The organism is Marinoscillum luteum, assembly GCF_044005705.1.
GTDB lineage: Bacteria > Bacteroidota > Bacteroidia > Cytophagales > Cyclobacteriaceae > Marinoscillum > Marinoscillum luteum.
In genome coordinates, this window is the sequence record NZ_JBIPKE010000020.1 from 589,420 (window position 1) to 608,685 (window position 19,266).

Consider the following 19,266-nt stretch of genomic DNA (forward strand, 5'->3'; position numbering starts at 1 on the left):
AAAATCCAGAACCATAGATCCCGATAGCTATCGGGACCAAAAGCGGTGAGGCATCAGAAGGTGCCCTTCCGTGGGCCGGTCCCGATGAAGCTAACAAAAAGGTAGTTTGGGGATTTGTCCTAGCGGATTTGTTAGCTTCCTTCTTGGTTCGTGTTATCTCTCAATGGCCAATCATTGATAAAAAGTGATAGAATTTTTCCCTCAGTTAGATTAGCGTTCTTGTGACCAATATCCTTTCTAAAGTCTAAAAAGAGTTGTTCAAGTAGAAGAAGAATTTTAAGTCCATCTTCTTTAGTTGGATTGGGGTTAGTAGAGTAGTTATTGACAGCTGATTTCCACATCACATATGAGTCAAGGGATCGATCTGAAAGCCAAAGAATTGATTTCTTGTTTAGGTTCCAAAAGAGTTCATGAAGCTGTTTATCAGACATGGGCTTTTTGAGCTTTTCACCATTCAGAATTTTGAAAATGAATTCTATAAATTCTTCATAAGTTGGAAGTTTTTGCTCTCTTAGTTGTTGTTCAATGAGTTTTTTCTTCTCTAGGTATCTTGTAACGAAAAAGCCAGTTATAGTAACTGTTCCGGCTATCATAGCAACTAAAACATTGGCATCAATTGCCCCCAAATTGCTTCCAAAATATATCATCGCCTTATAGACGAGATAAAGCAATCCTAAGAGAACTCCCAGACCGAGGAGAAAATTTAGTATTTGTTTTGCTGTTCTCATTGATTAACTGGATAGATATCGCCCAAATAAAATGAGTGCGCTCAAACTTTGCTTAAGGTGTGTTTCTTTCGATTCTTGCATCTAATTTCTACGAAGAAGGTAAGCGCTTAATTTTATTGTCTGTTATGATCTTTATTCCTTTTCAAGGCTCCTAACTTTTTCTTGCAGTTCCTTTATTTCCTTATTTTGTTCTATTAAATAAAGCGTCAGTTCCTCGATCTTCTGAAGCAGTTTGGCGTTCATCTCACCTAAGTTGATACCGTTTTCAGCTACCTCGGCTTCACTTGGAATTTCGGGGAGGTGACCTTTCTCACTTATATGTTGTTCAACTTCTTCCAGAGTCCTAAGTTTGTAGTCGTTCTTAAATACAAAGTCAGACCAACCCGGTCCACCTTCTACTTTAATTTCTCTTGCTCCAATTGAGCCCTCAACTCTAAGTCTATGGTTTCCTGAAAAATCAGTTGTTCCAATGGCAACTTTATGATTATTAATTCTCATAACCGATGTTCCATCATAATTCGCAAAGTCGAAACCTCCATCAGGATTGGATCCAGGATCCATACTATTCCGAAACCTAATCATTCTACTTTGTCCATCTGAGGAATATTGTTCAATGGTTCTATTCGGCCAATCCCAATAAATCTTATTGCCCGAGTCATTAAGTTTAATATTTCCATTTACATCGAGTTTTTCTGAAGGGGCATTAGAGTTTATTCCAATGTTTCCATTGCTTCCTTCGATGAAAAGAGCAGATAACATTCCTAGCCCACTGATATTCGTTTGAAAATCGTAACTCCCTCCTCCAGAAGTATTCTTAAAAAGAATTTGATTTGTAGAGTTTATATTCATGAAAAAAGATTCATTGCCGTCCGCTCTTTTGAACGCTAATTGATTGGATGCATTATTATAGCCAATAGATAATGGGGAATTTGGTGAAGATGTTCCAATCCCAATATTTCCTCCCATAAAATATGAATCGCCATAACTGTTAATTAAAACTTTTAGACTTGTTGCGTTATTATAAAGGTTGATTCGACCATTGTCGTCTGATGTGACAGATAAAGAAGATCTTATGGCATTTCCCGGATTATTGTAAATCGCCACACCATTAAAATAACTTGTTGTTGATGTCCCTGCCCTTATTTGAAACTGCGCAGACGGGTTAAGACCAATGCCAACTTTGTCATTGGTTGTCATGTAGTCTCCATTGTCTGTCCATTGAGCTCGAACTGTCATTGTGGTCAATGCTAGACCAAAAATTAAAACTGTCTTTTTCATATTGAGGTGATTTTTGAAGTTCAGAAATTGATCATAACAATCAGCTAAGGTGAGTGTGTCCTACCTCAGTTAGAAGCATTGAACATAGCCAATTGCACTGCAATTTCCAGAAAGCACCTTGACACATTCACCCTTAGCCCTTGTAATATTCTTTTACTTTTTAAGCTCTTGCAGTTCTTTTTTCATGGCTTCCATTTCCTCCATGAGTTGTATTTGATAGAGCGTTAATTCCTCGATCTTCTTCAATAGCCGCATATTCATGTCACCAAGATCAATTCCATTCTCACCGATTTCAGTAGCGGATGGAATTTCAGGAAGGTGTTTATTCTCCGCAATGTATTCTTTAGTCTCTTTAAGAGTTCGAAGTTCGTAATTAGGTTCAAAAACGTAATCTGGTACACTTATGTCAGCAAGAACCTTTACTTCTGTTGCACGGATTTGGCCATTTACAGCTAGTTTGGACTCAGGACTTGAAGTTCCAATTCCTATGTTGCCATTACTCTTTATTATCATTCGTTCTGAGTAACCACTAGGCTTAGTTATGAATTTAATGTCACCGGAACCTGAAAGTCCAGTCATTATTAGCGCTGTTTTATTTGAAGCAAATAATCCAGCTGTGTTGTCAAAATCGTTACCACTGGCTCCATATGCTACAATATCAATTATCCCTTCTGTTTGTTCAAATCTTGCTCTATCCGAGCCGACAGCATGAAAGTGATAGTTAGGACTCGAGGTTCCAATGCCTATTTTACCATTACTTTTTATTGTCATCCGTTCCACATATCCACTTGGTCTGGTTATGAACTTGATGTCACCCGACCCTGAAAGCCCAGTCATTAATAAAGCACTCCTATTAGAAGCAAACAATCCAGCCGTATTGTCAAAATCATTCCCGCTAGATCCATATGCTACAATATCAATTACCCCTTCTGTTTGTTCAAATCTTGCTCTATCCGAGCCGACAGCATGAAGATGATAATTTGGACTAGTGGTACCAATCCCAACATTTCCTGAAGATGGAAAAGTATTTGTTTGACTCCAAGCTACCGAGCAACTTACAAGTAGAAGAATTGTGATTCTTATTTTTTTCATTTTAGCAAAATTTATGATCTGGGAGAAATTGATATCGATCAGATATGGCGAGTGGCCATGTCCTTTGTAAACACCTCTAAAGTAGTGAAACTGCCCAACCCCCACAACAGTATCCGCAATGCACTGCGTTCTGCAAGTCAAAGTCTAGAAAGAAAAAAGTAGTTAGAGGCACAAAAGCCAGCAGAATGGGCAGCTTCACGGTCGAGTCGCACTGAAGTATCAAAGAGGCAGTTTGGCCATTCGCTATATCGCCTGTTGAGAGCCGTTTAATTCTTCTTTATTAGTCTACCGGTTTTCGAGTTCGCATATATGGCTGTGCAGTGCGATACGTATGCAGTTGCATAGTTCGTTGCAATCGAATTCCAGTATTCTGATTCTGTGTTATCACAATAGTAATAGCCCATAGTCCCTTGTTCGTCTATTGAACCAGAAGGAGGTGGGAAGTTCGAAGGTGGATATTCGCCCGTTGAATCAGGTTCAACTTCTGGTAGTTCATTGTCTCGACAAATGAATTCGTTAATTTGAGTTCCAAGGATTACATACCTCTCTCCAAGTTCGAATGTTTCGGTACAACTACCATTGTCAAATTGAATCAATGCTATTGTATCCGATGAAAGTGTTCCCTTGATTAATAAAGTTACTTTAAACAAAATGTCGAACCCGAAATTCTGTTCGTTCCGTTTAGTGCGTAATTCTATGTTCGGGTTGATGTTCGTCAAATACTCACCAACCACGACAAAATCTGCTTCGTTAATCCAATCTTGGACATTCGTGGAATCAATCGGTTCGCAAACACACCCAAATGAGGGTTCAGTAATATTCAGTGTTATCAGAAAAACTATGAGGTATCGCATAATGGCTCTCAACAACAGGCAACAACCACCCTGGCTGCCAGCCGCTTTCTACCAAATCTAGCAGTTTTTAAATCCCGAACAAACCATTATCGGCTATAGAGGTGTAGGCCCATCGTGGGGAGAAGCCCTCGCTCGGCGGATCTCGCTCGTTGGGGCAACTTCAACAAGGACAGAAGGAGTCTACCGATCTTGTTTAGATTTTGGAGGGGTTGTGCAACAGCTACGCTTGTTGGCATCCGTCTATTTTTGTCTCTTTACATCATCAATTTTGAATCCGTTAGCAGTTAGTACGACCGTTATTTCGTTCGAGTGTGTTAGTTCGAAACCTGTGTCAGTTACTTCTGTATTGAAAATATATGTTCCCCGTATTGATTGATCAGTTAGTTCGCACTTCGTTACTACAATCTTGTACCAATCCTGTTGATCGATTAGAAAGCCTGTTCCAAATCCAGCATAAGTAATGTCGTAAGTGTCATTCCACTTTTGTTTGAATTCCTCTTCAGTTAGAGAGTTATCACAGTCATAAACAACACAAAGTGCATCTTGCTTATATTTAGCGTACTTTTCAGTAGTTATTTCCCGGAAATGATGATGAGAGTTTTGATCAAAAAACTCAGTGATGGTAGTTGTTAACCATTCCTTAGGATCACTTTCTTCTTGAGAAGTTGAATCAACTATATTTTGAGTTAAGGAATCCTTTGAGACAATTATTGGTTCATCGAATGCACCTGATTTTTTTAGTTCCTCGATTCTTTTTGAGTCTTCAATGACGCCATCAGCAAAGCTTTTTATGGTTACTAAAAAGTATCCTGCACCGCCAAGAATTGTTAATACAGCCAGAAATATTAGTGCTTTTCTCAAATTCATTTGCTAGTTCTGTAATGGATACCAACGTCTAACTAGCGAGAGTATGCCCACCAGTTGTAAAGAGCACTAAACTAGCGAAACTGACCAACCCCCGCAACAGTATCTACGAAGCACTGCGTTCCGCAAGTCTGAAGCCAGAAAGACGAAAAGGAGGGAAGGGAAATAAAAGTAGCAGAATGGGCGGTGAAGCGGTCGATTTGCACTGAGACTGGCAGAAAGCACACAGGCATATTCGCGCTAGTGATTGTTGAGGCCTGTTTCGTTTTGTTCGGTAGTCGTCAGTTCAGATGTTAGAAAGTCTGAGAAATTCGTCCAAGTTCCCACAACCTCGCCTGTTGTCAGGCAACTTCGGATGATATCACCCTCTAAGAAGTAACCGCAATTCTGTTCATCGTCAAAATACCGGCTTCCAAAATGGAAGTCAGACCGTTTGAATTCATGCTTCCAATCTTCGTTAGCCGTTCCTATATCCAATGGTTGAAGTACTGTTCTGTCCAAAAGTCCATCAGTTGATTTATAAAGACTTGGAGTTAGACCGTAAATGTTGAAATCGCAGAAATGGAAACCATTCATAATTCGTAAGAAACTCTTTATAGGTTCAGGAATTACATGGTTATACTGAGTTAGGAAGTTGTCAAAATAGAGTTGTTGGGCTCCCTCAAAAAGGTTTATAAAATAGGCTTCAGTAAATTCAGGATTCTTTGCTAGTTGGATCGTTCCAAGATTATCAATTCGGGATTCTCGTTCAGCGTATTTGTTAACAAATCTCTCAATTGGTAAAAAGTCGTTAGGAAGCGAAGAGAGTTTTTCTTTTAGTTCTGATTTCATTTGATCTGGCTACAATGGGCCTCAACAACAGGCTAACAACCACCAATGGTTGTTAAGCCTTACAACGTTACCAAATCTAACCGTTTTTAAATTTCAAACAAACCATTATCGGCTATAGGAGTGTGCTGCACAGCCATCTTGAAACTTTGCACGACCATCTTGGAACACTGCACGGCCTTCTTGGAACACTGCACGCTTATCTTTAAGCACTGCACGGTTGTCTCGAACCTCTGCACGGTTCCCTTGGAGCTCTGCACGGCCTTCTTGGAACGCTGCACGGTTGCCTTGGAGCTCTGCACGGCCTTCTTGGAACGCTGCACGGTTGCCTTGAAGCTCTGCACGGTTATCTTCAAACACTGCACGGTCCTCTTGAACCACTGCACGGCCATCTTGGAACGCTGCACGGATGTCTTGAAGCTCTGCACGGTTCATAGGGACCAATGGCATCAAGCATGGTCATTCCATCATATAGGTATATCACTACTTCCATGATACCTCTATTGTCATGTTTTGATGAAGTCATCCGTCATTGTCCACTTCGATAACCACATTCCCTTTTTTCCGCCCTTTGTCAACATACTGATGAGCTTCCACCATGTGCTGCAGGGGAAAGGTTTTGTGGATAAATGGCCTGAGTTTTCCTTTGTCAGCAAGTTCGCAGAGTACCTCCAGATGCCTCTGGCCAGGGCTGGTGAGCGCCTGAACCGATGCAAAGCGTCCCTCTTGTTTTAGAATTTTTGAAGCTTTTGATTTTGAGGTTTTCCCAACTGCGTCAAACACGATATCAAATTTTTCCTCAAGCAAAGAATAATCCTGACTCCTATAGTCAAGTGTAGCATCTGCCCCCAGTGATTTCACCATGTCCAAATTGGAACCACTGCATACTGCTGTTATCCTGGCGCCCTGCGCCTTAGCAATTTGAATGGCATAGGTCCCTACGCTTCCTGATGCGCCATAGATCAATACATTTTGACCTCTACCGAGCTTTGCTTTTTCCAGAAGAAATAAAGCTGTCATTCCTCCCACAGGCAGAGCAGCGGCTTCATTGAAACTAAGGCTTTTAGGTTTTAACCGCAGCACACCCTTTTTCCTGTTTTCTGGAATACTTAAATACTCGGTATAAGAACCAGTGGCGAGCATGGTAGGAGTGCCAACCACTTCATCGCCCACCTTATACCTGGCAACATCCTTACCTATGGCTTCAACAGTTCCAGAAAATTCATGGCCTAATATTTCCTTTTTCGGCCTGAACAATCCGTAAATAAGTCGGACAAAAATCCAGGCAATTGGAGGGAAGTTTGAGCTGCGCAGGCGGACATCTCCCGCAGTGACAGTCGTTGCATGGATTTTCACCAGTACTTCGTCAGGTTGGGGTGTTGGCTTTTCAATATCCACCATGTTTAACACACTGGGTGGACCGTAGGTGGTGTAGGCAATTGCTTTCATGGTTTGATTTCTTTTAGCGTATGAGTTGATTTAAAGTCCGTTTACAAATCTTCGGAAGGTGTGAATGAACAAATCCTGTTCTTCGATATATCCTTCGTGTGCACTGTTTTCGAGAATGACGAGCTCCTTGTCCTGAAAGTCGGGACCTCCAATACTGTGGTAGGCGTCATATCCCATTTCAATGGTATTTACACCATCATGTCTTCCCCAAATTACAATCGATGGGGTTTTGATTTTGGCCATGTCTTCGCTGAGGTTCAATTCTAAAATATTGAAGCGCGGCACCAGATATTGACCATTGAAGAAAATGGCGAGCGACAGATAGGAATTCATTGTGCCCGTAGCACCCACTTCCGGGCCTTGAACCACCTGGTTTGGGTCTTTGCGGTAAGCATTGGTGTTGGTGAGGTAACCATCATATTTAAAGTAGTTTTCCTTTTTGGTCATGTCTGGTTGGGTTGCACACCAATCACGCGCTTCTGTCCAGTATTCGACATCAATGCTCTGGTCGATCTGACGCTGGGCATATTCTTTTACAAATACCACAGATTTTGGAAGTCCGTCTACGAGATTATGACCACTATCCATGCAGATAAATCCATCAACCTTTTGCTGATAGTCCTTAGTACTCAAATAGGCACAACCCAGAGCTCCTCCCCAACTGATACCGTAAAACACAATGCGAGGATGATGATATCTAAGTTTTATCGCCTCCACCACAAGATCAAGGTCATCAACGAATTGCTCAACAGTAAACGTTTTTTGATCGGGGTTTCCAATGGAGAGACCAGATCCTCTCTGATCCCAATAGGCAAACGCATAGTCGCTTTCGAGCTCTTTGGATACTGGCATGAATGAAGGAAGCGAGGCATTCCCACCCGGGCCTCCGTGCAAAAACAAAATGAAAGTACCGGATTGGATATTGCCCTTAACATATACAGGCATCTCCGCACCTGCATTTTTCACAAAGAAGTGATCTCCTTGATAAAAATCTTCCTTTTTGCATGCGACAAGGAGCATGAGCAGCGAGAAAGTCAGAAGTATTTCTAATTTTTTCATCGTTGTTTGAATTTGTAAGTGAAACCGATTTTAGCGGCAACATGCGGAAGGAAAATATGATTGTAGGGATACTGTAAATAAACTTCTGGGCCAATGTGAATCGTCCATGGCAGGGCATTTCTTCTGCTTCCATCCCAACCCAGCAGAAATGATGCGTTTGGCATAAAGTGAGGATGGCCCAAATTGGCCGCCTTTTCCACACCACCATTTTCAGTTCTTTGATACATGACACCAGCCGCCCAGGAGTGCATATAGCCAACACCCAAGTTTATATCTGCAAATACAGGCCCCACCGCAAACCGCGAGCCGAAGGATGTTTTCAAAAAAACGGATGTGTTGTTCCAGCGATGCCAGTAACCACCAAGGTCAGTGTCCCAATGTAAGGTGACCCAACTGTTTCTGACCATGGTATAATCCAAGCCCAGACTAAGGCCTGGATGCAGGACCAATTCTCCGAAGTATTCTACTTTGAGTGCAGTTCTTTCCCCGTATTTTGCCTTCGATCTGTCCTGTTCTTGAGCCAAAACGGATAGGGAACACAGTAGTAGGATTAAAAGTGGCATTTGAGATGCTTTCATCTTTCTCTGTTTAATTCCTTGAAATGAATTCGATCCACATTTAATGGTGATGTCCACTCAGTTCTTGAAGAGGTCATTACTGTAATCAGCTATTTGTGAACCATTAGTTTAAACTTTTGATAGCACAAACATCAGAATGATGAGGGAGCGGATTGTTACAATATTTTAGGAAAGGGTTACAAGATTTAAAGGTCTTCTATCCGGGATTCTTCCTGCCTCAGAAACCGGAATGACGTTCTCTTCCCGTTACGTCATTTTGGTTTTGAACCAGCGCAGCGAGGGACAAATACCGGAATCTTCTGGTTAATTGGAGCAGCTGTTACCCCTAAAGGTTTAAATAGTGTTTGCGAAGCTCCGGGCTTAGCTTCTCAATGGCATACCTTAACGCCACTCTGGGCATACCCTGGGCATACTTGTCTAAAAAGGCCCTCAACCTCACTTCATCTTTTTTGCCGGCTTCCCTGATCCAACTACCCACTGCAGTTTGTACGAAATGCTCAGGATCGTGTACTAGCATTTCAGCAATCCTAAAAGTGTCGTCTATTTGATCTTGTCTGATAAAAAAATAGGTACTCACTATGGCCGTTCTCCGTTCCATTGGATTGGCAGATCTTGCCAATTCGTAAAGCGGAGATCTGTCCTTGTCAAATAAATATCCCCCCACTACGTATGGCGCAGCCCTATCTACCATCCCCCAGTCGTCAATACTCTTATGGTGATCCATATAGGCCTGGTAAATTTCCCTCCTCTCTTCTGCCGATGTCCCCTTATTTCGGGCCTTCCAGTCCAATATGGATACAGCACCCAGTCGATGGTCATAATTTTGGGCATTCAGCAATTTCACGACTTCACGCACAGGCATGAGTTTGAATTCTTTCGCCAAAGAAAAAATCTCCCTTTTTGGAATGGTGTCAGAATATTCCTGACCAATAATATTCAGAGTCTCAATAAATTCTTTGGCAGTCATCTTCTGAAATTTCATGGAACCTTCGGCTAACACCCCCCTGCTACTCATTTTTAGCGTTTGTTGTAGGGAGTATTTCTTCTGCAGGTATTGAGATTACCTTCCCATCGCGGGATACAACTAACGGGCTGTTATTCTTTTTTTTGAATTCCGCCATTTTTCGATAGGCTTCTTTAAGTCCAAGGTTCACTTTCTCTTCCAGTTCACGGAGTTGTTCATCAATTCCCATTGTATGCGTCTTTTAATTGTGACCACTTTGTTTCACTACGAATTATGACATCTGTACCAGATCCCTCAGCAATAAATTCGAAGTTCTCGGTTGAATTATCCACCAAGATCCATCTATTGACCAGTGACCTGTATATTTTGAAAAAGTTAGAAAGTCCATTCGAGTACCGTCGTTCAATCGTGTCTATCGGTATATTATGTCCACCTTCTAACACCCTGGTTTTTACACGCTGTTTTGCAAGTTCTATGGAATCCAAAGCAAGAAAAAGCAATGTGGTGTCATATCCTGAAGACATTGCCTTTTTAATAAAGCTCCTGTATGACTTGGTAGAAAGAGTTGTTTCGAATGCAAAAGACTCTCCCTTTGAGACCAGTTCCTTGATCCGATCAAGCATTATGCGACCAGCTCTGATGCCAGCTCTTTCGGGGTTAAATGGAGATATCCCTCTTGCAATTTCATCAGCGTTAACAAACTCATCACACTCGAAGATTTCAGGTAGAATAGTATAAGATAAAGTTGTCTTACCTGCTCCGTTTGGCCCTGCAATGATGTACATCTTCTTCACAAGACAAATATAGAGGTATTCAGTATTAGTTAACATCCGAACAGGCTATTCCCTCCTGGCTTCCAGCCCGCCTCATACCAAATCTAGTGGATTTTGACTCTCGAACAAATCATCACCAGCTATGGATACAATAGACTCAAACGCCCTCATTTATCGCTTCACTATCCTGTAAACTTGGTGCAAACCGCCTGCCTGGATATCCAGAACAAAGATGCCCGGAGTATAGCCCGCGAAATCCATGCGGTAAGTTGCCTGGTCTTTGCCTTGAAAGACACTGGACTGAATAAGTTGCCCGGCCAAGTTTCGTACCGCAATAACCACTGGTTCGGAACCCAAAGAATTCAGCTGAATGTTCACCTCGTCTGTTGTGGGATTTGGGTACAGAATGGCCTTAAACCCACTCTCGTCTAGCCCTAATACCTTTGGGCTTATTTCGCCGGAAAGCGTAGAACAACCCGCTCCATTGGTTACTTCCACTTGATACGTAGCGCCATGTACCCACTCTATTTGCCGGGTGGTAGCGGCCATTACAACTTGATCCTGAAACCATCTATAACTGGCCCCCTCTGAGGCTACCAGCAGATCACCCTCTAAGGTTATCGTTGCGACTGGAGCCGGAGCAATCATCACTTCCAAGGAAGTAGATGTCACACATCCTCCCCCCATCGTGAAGTCAACCTCAGCTGAGCCCGCCCCTTCGTCTGACCAATTGATCTCCACCGACGATGTACCCTGTCCGGATAAGATCTCACCACCCGACACAGACCAGAGATAAGAATCAAAGCCGTCTACTATGGAATAAGCCAAAGACTTGGTCTGACAGGCCTCGCTGGCTCCCTCAATAGCTACTGCAGATGGATCTCCTTCTCCAATGTGAAAAAGCAGACTTCCATAGGCTGAAACGGAATAGGCATAGGACTGTAATTCATCGTAGGTCAATTCCTCCTGGCTGTCATCCAGCAGGTTGGTTAAGATGAAACTGCTCCTGCAATTGAGTGATAAATCCGAAATATCCATGGTGCCGGTTTTCTCGCTTCCAGAAAAGTTGTGAACGGCAATCACAAAGTCACGGTCCGTTTTGATGGCGGTGGAATACACCTCAGTATTATTCGAGTTTTCAATGCGATCCATTGAGGAATAGTTGCTGATATAGCGAGCACGTATGTCCATCAGTTTCTTCATGTACTCCCGAAGGCCAAACTGGTCGTTTCTTGCATAAACCTCATAATTATAGGCCCCCTTATCAACACCGTACTCAGACCCGGACCAGATAAAAGGAATCCCTCTGGCGGTGAATATGAGTGACTGCAGCAGCCTGGCTTTCGCCAAACCAAAAGACATGGTAGCTCTATCGAAATCGTGCAGGTCTGCAAAACGGACCGGAAGCCCGGCATTGGGGTAATCGAATCGGATGACAGCATCCAGCTCATCCAATGACCCACTGCCATTAAAGAGATTGGTGATGATGTTTGCATCTTCATATCCATACCCCCGAAGGTTAAAGTCAAAGACGGCATCAAACCCGTCATTGAACACCTGATCATAGGGTGGGAAGGATTCTGAAACCATAAAAAGATCAGGCTTCACATTCTTCATGCGCTCCCTGAATTTCTGCCAAAATGCTGGATTTCGCTTGTAAATGGCCCAGGACACATCACCACGGTAGCCATCAATATCAAACTCCCTAATCCAATATTCCGAAACCCAAAGCATGTAGTTAGTGGCCAATGGATCATTGTAATTAATATCGGGAATCGAATAGCTCAATGAAAAGGTGTAATTGTCCAGTGCCGGGGGCCCTGACCAGTTGTAAAAATTGCTAAATGGCGAATCTGAACCGATGGCGACAGGCTCCTCAAAATAGGGATTGAAAGTGGAAGTATGGCTATTCGATAAATCAAGGAATATCCTAATCCCCTTTTCATGGGCCACGTCTACCAAATTTTTGAGGTCCTCTTTCGTTCCAAAAAGCTCATTCAGTTCGTAGTAGTCGATTGTCCAATACCCGGAGTACTCATTGGACTCAAATATGGGCATCAAATAAATGGTGTTTACGCCCAAATCTACCAGCTCATCCAAACCTGCCGTGATCCCACTTAGTGTGCCAGCATTACTGAATGACCTGGGATTGATCTCATAAATAACCATCTTCTCCATCCATGGTGAGGGGTCAAAGCGGCTAATAAGGGATGCTTTTCCTTCCCTCACACTGACCAATTGTCCGGCAATGAACTTTTCATCTCGGGTATTGGTGGCCGTAACCCGAAAATGGTAGTCACCATCCTGCACCGATAGCGTCACCTGGGTAGCTGTTGCGTTGGTAGTTGACCATTGAGCCGGCTCAGGACCATATACTTGTGTCCACTCATAGGTCAGCGTTTCTTCACCTTGATTGGTCACGTTCACATCCAAATCCACTTGCAAATCGGCTGTAACAGCCGCCGTGACGGCTAGCTGAGGTTTGTTCAGGGAAACATATTCTATCTCTTTACTTACGCTGTTGCTCGTACCCGGAGCAGCCACAATAGAATTAACACCTTCCACTAGTGTAACAGGAGCTCTGAATTCACCATCCGTTACGCTCACGGTAGTGATGGCTCCATTCACTTCAAGTTCAAATTCAGTGATCTCCGAGGAAGTCACCCTTCCATACAAAGTAATCTCTTCAGAAAAGTAGCGACTGATTTTATTGCTGATCATGATGGCTGGAGCTCGCTGCACGGTGACTGATCGAACGGCGGTACCGGCGCTGGATGAAACCGATAGTTCGATTACATATTCCCCAGCCGGAAGGTCTCCCGGGTAGTAGACAAATTCACGAGAGACCGCATCATAATACTGACTTGCATCGGGAATTTCCACACCGTTCAATTTGAGTGATATGGAGCTTTCGGTAATTGGCTGACTGTCCTTAAAAGCCAGGAGTGCCCAGATAGAATCCATCGGAGTGGGCACCTGCTGTCCGCGTGCTTGTGGAAGTAAATACGTGATCATTGGATTTGCTATGGCCAGCTGAGAGAAACCATCATAAACGGGATCCAGGGAATTGAAAGGATCCGAGAGGTACGGGCCCGAATCCACATCAAAAGCATAAGTCAGATCACTATTTTCGGCCAGATCGAGCGTAATAGAAAACAGGCCTCTTGCATCCGGCCCCACCATTTGATAAGCCTCATTTTGATAGGCCCAGCCGTTGATATTTCCCGTCAAATACACACTCTCTGTGTATCCATAAGGTGAGTCTAAATAAAGTTTAACAGGCACTTGAGCCATACCAGTAGTGCCGGTCAAAAGGCACATAAGAAGTAGGAACCCTTTGAATACGTTTGATTTCCCTTTAATTGTTGTTCCTATTCGCTTCATATATGCATCTGCTTATCGTCAAGCTCGAAAGTAGAGTCTTTTCGGATACAAAATGATGATATGAAAATGAATATTTTTCCAATGGATCGGAACTCAACAAGCACCTGCAAATGGTCGCCTTTATTGCCGTTTTCAGGGGGGGTGTCAACCATCAGAAACATGGATGACGTCTCTTCCCGTTGCCTCATTCCGATTTTAGACTAGCGCAACTCTCTACCGTGTCTCGCTGGTGGAGACCCTCTGAGAAGGCCAGGTAAGATAGTAGCCACATGCATTTTTACCGCTTGTTGTGAGGCGTATAGTTAAGGAGTGGAAACGTTCAAGTTACCACCGACTGCTCGAAGCACTTTAAGAATTGTGTCAAATTGAGGTTTTGATCCTTGAGATAATGCCTTGTAGAGGCTTGGTCTGCTCAACCCCGTTTCCTCAGCAATTTTTGACATTCCTCGGGCCTTAGCGACATGCCCAAGAGCTGTTATGATGTCTTCAGCGTCACCTTCTTCAAGTACTGTGTTCAAATACTCCGCAATCATTACGTCATCTTCCAGATACTCTGCAATATCGAATTTTGTTATCTCCTTAGTTGCCATCTTCAAGTTCGTCTTTATAGTTCAACCATATTACCTTGGCTTTATCTATGTCCTTCTGTTGCGATGATTTTGTCCCGCCGTTAAGAAGTATCACAACTCTGCCATTGTATTCTCTCAAATAAATTCGATAGCCCTTGGCGTAATGAATTCGCAGCTCACTAATCCCTTGACCGACTGGTTCACAATCACCAAAATTTCCTTGCTCCTTAATTCTTTGAATTCTGAACAGGATTTTAGCTTTCGCCCTTTGGTCCTTCAACTTTCTTAGCCATTTGGGATCAAGGAATATTAGTGTGGTGTAACTCTATATAATTATATTTAGTAAAGCCGATTACTGGGCCGTGAATTTAGAAAAGTAGGAACGTTCAGGCGGGCGGGGCATCCAAGGCAAGCGTGAATCATTTTGACTTTAACAATTCCTAAAAAAGCCCTAACACGATTGGTCAAAATGATTTTTTGCGTTGGTGCCTTTTCTTTTGCTTCGTTTTCTTTGGGCAAGCAAAGAAAATGAAGAGCAAGTAGCCAGTCAAATGGATTGATGTATATAAGTTATCAGATCACGACCCCACTATCCATCTTTAATGCAATCTCCCCACAGGAATTCTGCTTGATCCGCCAATTTGTCAAATACGTCAGTCTTCTCAATGGAATACATACGGTAAATGTATTCACTTGGATACATTTGTGCAATAAAGAATAGGAATTTGGGACACACCTTTAACCACCAGCAAGTTATCTCCCCAGAAAGTATATTTGTTTTAACCTGTGTTCTACCAACCCCCCAAGACCATGAAAAACAATCGACCACTCAAAATCGTCATAGTCGTAGCCCTCCTACTGCTGATCCCACTTATCGCCATGCAATTGACAGATGAGGTCACCTGGTCGGTGTTCGACTTTCTGGTAGCAGCCATCATCCTGCTCAGTGCCGGATTCATTTTGGATCTCATCCTGAGAAAAGTAAAAAGCACCCTTTATCGAATAGCATTTTCAATAGCATTGCTGATCCTCCTCCTGCTGGTGTGGGCCGAGCTTGCGGTTGGCATCTTCGGCACTTTCATTGGTGGATATTAAGTTCACCACATGGCTCCTGGCAACGCACCTATCCTGTAGGTCAACAACAAAGAGGTAATCGGAGACTTCCTCAGGACATGAGTCCCTGGTGAATCTGAAGCATCTCCTGGAGCATCTGCAGGCGTACTTCGGCCAGCTGGGTATTGGGCCCATTGGTCTTCAGTTTCTGTGCATGCTCCATTATTTTTTCGATACAGGCAATACTCTGGAGGTGTTCTCCTTTAGCAAGATCGCGCACTTCGGTGTGGTAATCCGCCTTGGTAATTGTTCGTACTTGTGTATTCATCATCATATCCATTTAAGTGAGTTACGGATAAGATCCTGTCACTTCCGGAACCTTCCAAGGCGGGATGGAGTCCGGATAGTTTTCAGATCGCTGGTTTATTAATATTACTAAAAAAAAATGACTTCTGTGTCATATTCACACAGCAATTATAGATTAATCTTCGCTCAAAGATTTTTCCTCTCTGTTACCCAATCGTGAATAAATCGTACCTGCCTGAAAATCAGATAAAAAGCCGTTCATTAAATTTCTAGGTCATAAATAAAAAAAGTCACCCCGAAAACCGGGATGACTCAAACTTAACTGAACAATGTCTATAAACGGTCTATTTCATCAGCACCTTATGGGTGGTAACACCTGATAGACTCTCTACTCTCACCAGGGCGATTCCTCTCGGCAAACCGGATACATCCAGCACCTGCTGGTGGCTCCCTTTGAGCAGAAACTCCTCTTGATACAGGTACTTGCGACCATCTAACCCAAACACACTTACAGACACAGGCCCATCCTCATTGAGGTAATGACTGATTGTGAGCTGATCCACCGCCGGATTGGGATACATGACCAGCTGTGCACGGGCCGATTCCTCCAGAAGCTCCACAATGGTCTCCTGCGCCACCCGTGAGCCTGTACCTGCCAACGATAGGTATACCATGCTTCCTGAGGTAGGTACTCCACCAAGGCTGGCTCCCCAATTTTTGGTATGCCCCTCAAGGCCTATGCCGATGGTGCCACTACTTCCCACACCAATGAGCGATTTCAATACCTTGCCTTCCACGGCCAGGGGTGTCATCACAAATTCGATACCCGCGGAGTTGGTAGACTCTTCAAAAGGCCACCCGCCACTGCCGGTATATTCATTGAGCTGATTGTAGTTAGCATCTATATAAAAGTCAGATTTATCCGTCCACAAATACTGATAGCCGGTAGCTCCGTTGGTATTGATGTATACATTGTATTCCCACAGTGCAGACGTGTCTATTTCAGCATAGAGATAGATATAATCCGAATCAGTATAGCCATAAATATTTTTGAAAGAGCTACCTGTCACCCCTGTGATGAGCGCTGAGTAATTCTCTACCGGACTCTTATAGCCATCGATAGCCAAGCTGCCGGCATCAGAGCCGCCATCGAGTGTCAGGTAAACCATGGCAGCATCTTCCACCGGGATGGAGCCGAGGCTACTCGACCAACCGCTCGTGTGTCCTTCTATGCCCAGCCCCACAGTACCGGTACTCCCTATGCCCAAAGCGTATTTGGGTATTCGGCCTTCTATGGTAGAGTCTGTCTTCACAAAGCGAATGGTCATCACCGAATTTTCGGCAGTAAATGGCCAGGAAGGTGAGGCAGCCGTATAATAAACATTGAGCAGGTTCAGCGTACCATCCACATAGTAGTCAGACTTTTCAGTCCAGATGTAGTCATACCCCGTACTGGAGTTGGTATTCACAAAAATGCTGTACTCCGCCATGGTCCCCTCATACTCACCATAGATGTAGATAAAGTGATTGTCGTCATAGGCGTGAATATTTCTCCAAACGCCTGTAGTCACGCCGGTCTGAAGGGCATCATACCCTTCGCTCGCGCTTTTCACTCCATCGATGGTAGCAGCAATGTCACCAGCCGCCACAGAGGAAGATTCAAAAGCTCCAATATCAACGGTATCACCAAAAACACGCTCATTTCCGAAAACATCAGTTTCCCCAGTGCCCACGGTATACCCTGGGTCACCAGCGTCTATGGCTGGGGAGGTAGACTGCAGCCTGAAATCGGGAGTGGAAGACACTATGTCCTCAAACACGGGATTCTGAAAACTGGAGTGTTCATCCTGATCGGTACGGTTCACACGATACCAGGCAAAGGTGCCATAAGAATCATATCCGCTGCCCAGCTGTGACCAATCGAAAATACCCACCGCAGGATCTGCCGTGGAGTTGGTATAGTACAGGTTGTAATCAAAGCTTATCGTGCTGTAATAGGATGTGGTATCAAAAGCCATGGCAAACGTCACCAGGTTGTTGGTGGCGGTAGCATAGATGATGTTGTTTTTGATGGTCAGGTTTTTAATATTCTTCTGAATGATCAGCTGAGAAGAACCCAAACTTCCGAGATAGGTATCTGATACACCACCATTGCCATAAATGGTGTTTCCGGTAATCGAAACATTGTTGATATAGCTACCACTGGCTGCAGAAGGCACACCCAGTACCAGACCCGTCCATGAGTTGTTAAAGGAGAGGTTGTTTCTCACAATATGACCACCGGAGTGCACTCCGCTATTTTCATTGCCTATGGAAAAGCCCACCTGACAATCGGAAACTTCATTATTTTCAACCGTAATATTCTGCGAGCCATCACAGTAAATACCAGCGGCAGCGGCTATTGGTGATCGACAACTCCATACTTTGTTGTCTTTGATCACGCCATTTCGTGCATAGTTTTCAGCAGAAGAAACGGTAGCTCCCTGGATGTCGGGCACCCAGGTATAATGACCAGCTGCCACTATGCCGATGTTCTGGACTTCATAGATGGTGTTGTTAGAAACCTCAAACCCATCGAGGTGGCCGTTCAACTGGATACCCTCTGTCCAGCCCGGAATCACGTGATGTATGAGGTTATTCTTAACCACCACATTCAGCAAGGGAAGCGAATCGGTACCCACAATACTAATGGGCCCGATATTGTCATTGGGTGCCGCCGACTTTAAAGTATCGATCTCTGCCGCGGTGAAATCCAATCGGTCTTTCATCGGATCCACGTTGACCGTCCAGGAGAAATCATAGATTTCATTGCCAATGATCTCAATATTTTCCCCGCTGTTGGCTACCTGAATTCCGAATTTGGTATCCTTCACCAGTGTGGGGGTGCCATTGATCGTCTCGGTAGTGGCCAGGCTTTGATTGCATCGGTGGTCACGCAATTTGAATCCCTGCACACGTACATTTTTAGCTGCTGAAGTGATCGTTATCAGTGCTGCAAATTTCTTATTGTAAAGATTTTCACCATCTATAATCACCTCACCCTCTGTCTTGAGGGTAAGCCAATAGCTACCGGTTCCACCATTGTATTGGGTCAAAACAATCATGCCATTGGAATCCGGTGCATACACACCCGCACGAACAATGATTTCCTCATCGGAAACCATTCCTGCCAGGCCAAGTGTGGACTGACGATAATCAAGTGCCTCTTTGATGGTTTTGAACGGATCATCGGATGATCCGTCAGAAGAGCTTCCAGCATAGCTGGCATCCACATAGAGCGTAGTGGATCTGGACTGTGCGTTGCCTGACCATGGGAACACGGTAATCAGCACCAAAAAACTAAACGAAAGTAAAATTTTGAGATTCATGAGATATAAGGTTAGGTTTGGTTACCTAACGAAAGTATATAATTTCACTTAAAAAGCAAAAGAAACAATAATATATTATTGTTTCTTTCGTTTACTTTCTTTTGTGTGTAAAAGACACA

The 19,266-nt window shown here is 43.6% G+C and carries 18 protein-coding genes; 1 reads left to right on the forward strand and 17 read right to left on the reverse strand.

Going from position 1 to position 19,266, the window contains the following annotated elements; translation table 11 throughout:
- Positions 1-131: 131 nt before the first annotated feature.
- From ACHKAR_RS20290 to ACHKAR_RS20360, 15 genes are all read right to left on the reverse strand, one after another.
- Entirely contained in the window at positions 132-728 is a 597-nt protein-coding gene (locus tag ACHKAR_RS20290) for a hypothetical protein (protein ID WP_395419219.1), read from the reverse strand.
- A gap of 132 nt (positions 729-860) precedes the next feature.
- The gene (locus ACHKAR_RS20295) at positions 861-2,006 is read right to left on the reverse strand and encodes a hypothetical protein (RefSeq protein WP_395419221.1); all 1,146 of its coding nucleotides are present in this window, start codon (positions 2,004-2,006) and stop codon (positions 861-863) included.
- Positions 2,007-2,159: 153 nt separating this feature from the next.
- Positions 2,160-3,098 (reverse strand): hypothetical protein, encoded by a 939-nt coding sequence (locus tag ACHKAR_RS20300; protein WP_395419223.1) that lies wholly within the window; start codon positions 3,096-3,098, stop codon positions 2,160-2,162.
- 1,094 nt (positions 3,099-4,192) lie between these two features.
- Entirely contained in the window at positions 4,193-4,813 is a 621-nt protein-coding gene (locus ACHKAR_RS20305) for a hypothetical protein (protein WP_395419225.1), read from the reverse strand.
- 243 nt (positions 4,814-5,056) lie between these two features.
- Positions 5,057-5,647: a hypothetical protein gene (locus ACHKAR_RS20310; RefSeq protein ID WP_395419227.1), complete on the reverse strand. Its 591-nt coding sequence runs from the start codon at positions 5,645-5,647 to the stop codon at positions 5,057-5,059.
- 105 nt (positions 5,648-5,752) lie between these two features.
- On the reverse strand, positions 5,753-6,079 hold the full coding sequence (locus ACHKAR_RS20315; RefSeq protein WP_395419228.1) for a hypothetical protein: 327 nt from the start codon (positions 6,077-6,079) through the stop codon (positions 5,753-5,755).
- 87 nt (positions 6,080-6,166) lie between these two features.
- A complete protein-coding gene (locus tag ACHKAR_RS20320; protein ID WP_395419229.1) occupies positions 6,167-7,093 on the reverse strand; it encodes an NAD(P)-dependent alcohol dehydrogenase in 927 nt (308 codons plus the stop codon).
- Between the two features lie 30 nt (positions 7,094-7,123).
- Positions 7,124-8,152: an alpha/beta fold hydrolase gene (locus ACHKAR_RS20325; RefSeq protein ID WP_395419231.1), complete on the reverse strand. Its 1,029-nt coding sequence runs from the start codon at positions 8,150-8,152 to the stop codon at positions 7,124-7,126.
- Positions 8,149-8,730 (reverse strand): hypothetical protein, encoded by a 582-nt coding sequence (locus ACHKAR_RS20330; RefSeq protein WP_395419232.1) that lies wholly within the window; start codon positions 8,728-8,730, stop codon positions 8,149-8,151. Before ACHKAR_RS20330 ends, ACHKAR_RS20325 begins: the two co-directional genes overlap by 4 nt.
- A gap of 325 nt (positions 8,731-9,055) precedes the next feature.
- Positions 9,056-9,712, reverse strand: a complete 657-nt coding sequence (locus ACHKAR_RS20335; protein ID WP_395419234.1) for a DNA alkylation repair protein — start codon at positions 9,710-9,712, stop codon at positions 9,056-9,058.
- Between the two features lie 25 nt (positions 9,713-9,737).
- Complete coding sequence (locus ACHKAR_RS20340) at positions 9,738-9,923, reverse strand: hypothetical protein (protein WP_159581854.1); 186 nt, start codon at positions 9,921-9,923, stop codon at positions 9,738-9,740.
- Entirely contained in the window at positions 9,913-10,479 is a 567-nt protein-coding gene (locus ACHKAR_RS20345; RefSeq protein ID WP_255465468.1) for a zeta toxin family protein, read from the reverse strand. The genes ACHKAR_RS20340 and ACHKAR_RS20345 overlap by 11 nt, the downstream gene beginning before the upstream one ends.
- A gap of 159 nt (positions 10,480-10,638) precedes the next feature.
- Positions 10,639-13,851 (reverse strand): alpha-amylase family glycosyl hydrolase, encoded by a 3,213-nt coding sequence (locus ACHKAR_RS20350; RefSeq protein ID WP_395419236.1) that lies wholly within the window; start codon positions 13,849-13,851, stop codon positions 10,639-10,641.
- Between the two features lie 302 nt (positions 13,852-14,153).
- Positions 14,154-14,441, reverse strand: coding sequence for an addiction module antidote protein (locus ACHKAR_RS20355; protein ID WP_395419238.1), 288 nt, complete (start codon positions 14,439-14,441; stop codon positions 14,154-14,156).
- Positions 14,431-14,730 carry a type II toxin-antitoxin system RelE/ParE family toxin gene (locus ACHKAR_RS20360; RefSeq protein ID WP_395419615.1) on the reverse strand — a complete coding sequence of 100 codons (300 nt, stop codon included), beginning with the start codon at positions 14,728-14,730 and terminating at the stop codon, positions 14,431-14,433. The genes ACHKAR_RS20355 and ACHKAR_RS20360 overlap by 11 nt, the downstream gene beginning before the upstream one ends.
- 500 nt (positions 14,731-15,230) lie before the next feature.
- Between ACHKAR_RS20360 and ACHKAR_RS20365 the strand changes: the two genes are divergently transcribed.
- Positions 15,231-15,515: a hypothetical protein gene (locus tag ACHKAR_RS20365; protein ID WP_159581862.1), complete on the forward strand. Its 285-nt coding sequence runs from the start codon at positions 15,231-15,233 to the stop codon at positions 15,513-15,515.
- Positions 15,516-15,585: 70 nt separating this feature from the next.
- Here the strand turns inward: ACHKAR_RS20365 and ACHKAR_RS20370 are convergent, their stop codons facing one another.
- Positions 15,586-15,804, reverse strand: coding sequence for a hypothetical protein (locus ACHKAR_RS20370; RefSeq protein WP_395419240.1), 219 nt, complete (start codon positions 15,802-15,804; stop codon positions 15,586-15,588).
- 319 nt (positions 15,805-16,123) lie between these two features.
- Positions 16,124-19,147, reverse strand: coding sequence for a choice-of-anchor Q domain-containing protein (locus ACHKAR_RS20375; protein ID WP_395419242.1), 3,024 nt, complete (start codon positions 19,145-19,147; stop codon positions 16,124-16,126).
- Between the last annotated feature and the right edge of the window lie 119 nt (positions 19,148-19,266).

Excerpts from the sequence above, each read along its gene's own strand:
- ACHKAR_RS20295 (WP_395419221.1), bottom strand. The coding sequence starts at position 2,006 with ATGAAAAAGACAGTTTTAATTTTTGGTCTAGCATTGACCACAATGACA.
- ACHKAR_RS20375 (WP_395419242.1), bottom strand. The coding sequence starts at position 19,147 with ATGAATCTCAAAATTTTACTTTCGTTTAGTTTTTTGGTGCTGATTACC.
- ACHKAR_RS20335 (WP_395419234.1), bottom strand. The coding sequence starts at position 9,712 with ATGAAATTTCAGAAGATGACTGCCAAAGAATTTATTGAGACTCTGAAT.
- ACHKAR_RS20345 (WP_255465468.1), bottom strand. The coding sequence starts at position 10,479 with ATGTACATCATTGCAGGGCCAAACGGAGCAGGTAAGACAACTTTATCT.
- ACHKAR_RS20370 (WP_395419240.1), bottom strand. The coding sequence starts at position 15,804 with ATGATGAATACACAAGTACGAACAATTACCAAGGCGGATTACCACACC.
- ACHKAR_RS20315 (WP_395419228.1), bottom strand. The coding sequence starts at position 6,079 with ATGAACCGTGCAGAGCTTCAAGACATCCGTGCAGCGTTCCAAGATGGC.
- ACHKAR_RS20325 (WP_395419231.1), bottom strand. The coding sequence starts at position 8,152 with ATGAAAAAATTAGAAATACTTCTGACTTTCTCGCTGCTCATGCTCCTT.
- ACHKAR_RS20320 (WP_395419229.1), bottom strand. The coding sequence starts at position 7,093 with ATGAAAGCAATTGCCTACACCACCTACGGTCCACCCAGTGTGTTAAAC.
- ACHKAR_RS20330 (WP_395419232.1), bottom strand. The coding sequence starts at position 8,730 with ATGAAAGCATCTCAAATGCCACTTTTAATCCTACTACTGTGTTCCCTA.
- ACHKAR_RS20355 (WP_395419238.1), bottom strand. The coding sequence starts at position 14,441 with ATGGCAACTAAGGAGATAACAAAATTCGATATTGCAGAGTATCTGGAA.
- ACHKAR_RS20290 (WP_395419219.1), bottom strand. The coding sequence starts at position 728 with ATGAGAACAGCAAAACAAATACTAAATTTTCTCCTCGGTCTGGGAGTT.
- ACHKAR_RS20365 (WP_159581862.1), top strand. The coding sequence starts at position 15,231 with ATGAAAAACAATCGACCACTCAAAATCGTCATAGTCGTAGCCCTCCTA.
- ACHKAR_RS20310 (WP_395419227.1), bottom strand. The coding sequence starts at position 5,647 with ATGAAATCAGAACTAAAAGAAAAACTCTCTTCGCTTCCTAACGACTTT.
- ACHKAR_RS20300 (WP_395419223.1), bottom strand. The coding sequence starts at position 3,098 with ATGAAAAAAATAAGAATCACAATTCTTCTACTTGTAAGTTGCTCGGTA.
- ACHKAR_RS20340 (WP_159581854.1), bottom strand. The coding sequence starts at position 9,923 with ATGGGAATTGATGAACAACTCCGTGAACTGGAAGAGAAAGTGAACCTT.
- ACHKAR_RS20350 (WP_395419236.1), bottom strand. The coding sequence starts at position 13,851 with ATGAAGCGAATAGGAACAACAATTAAAGGGAAATCAAACGTATTCAAA.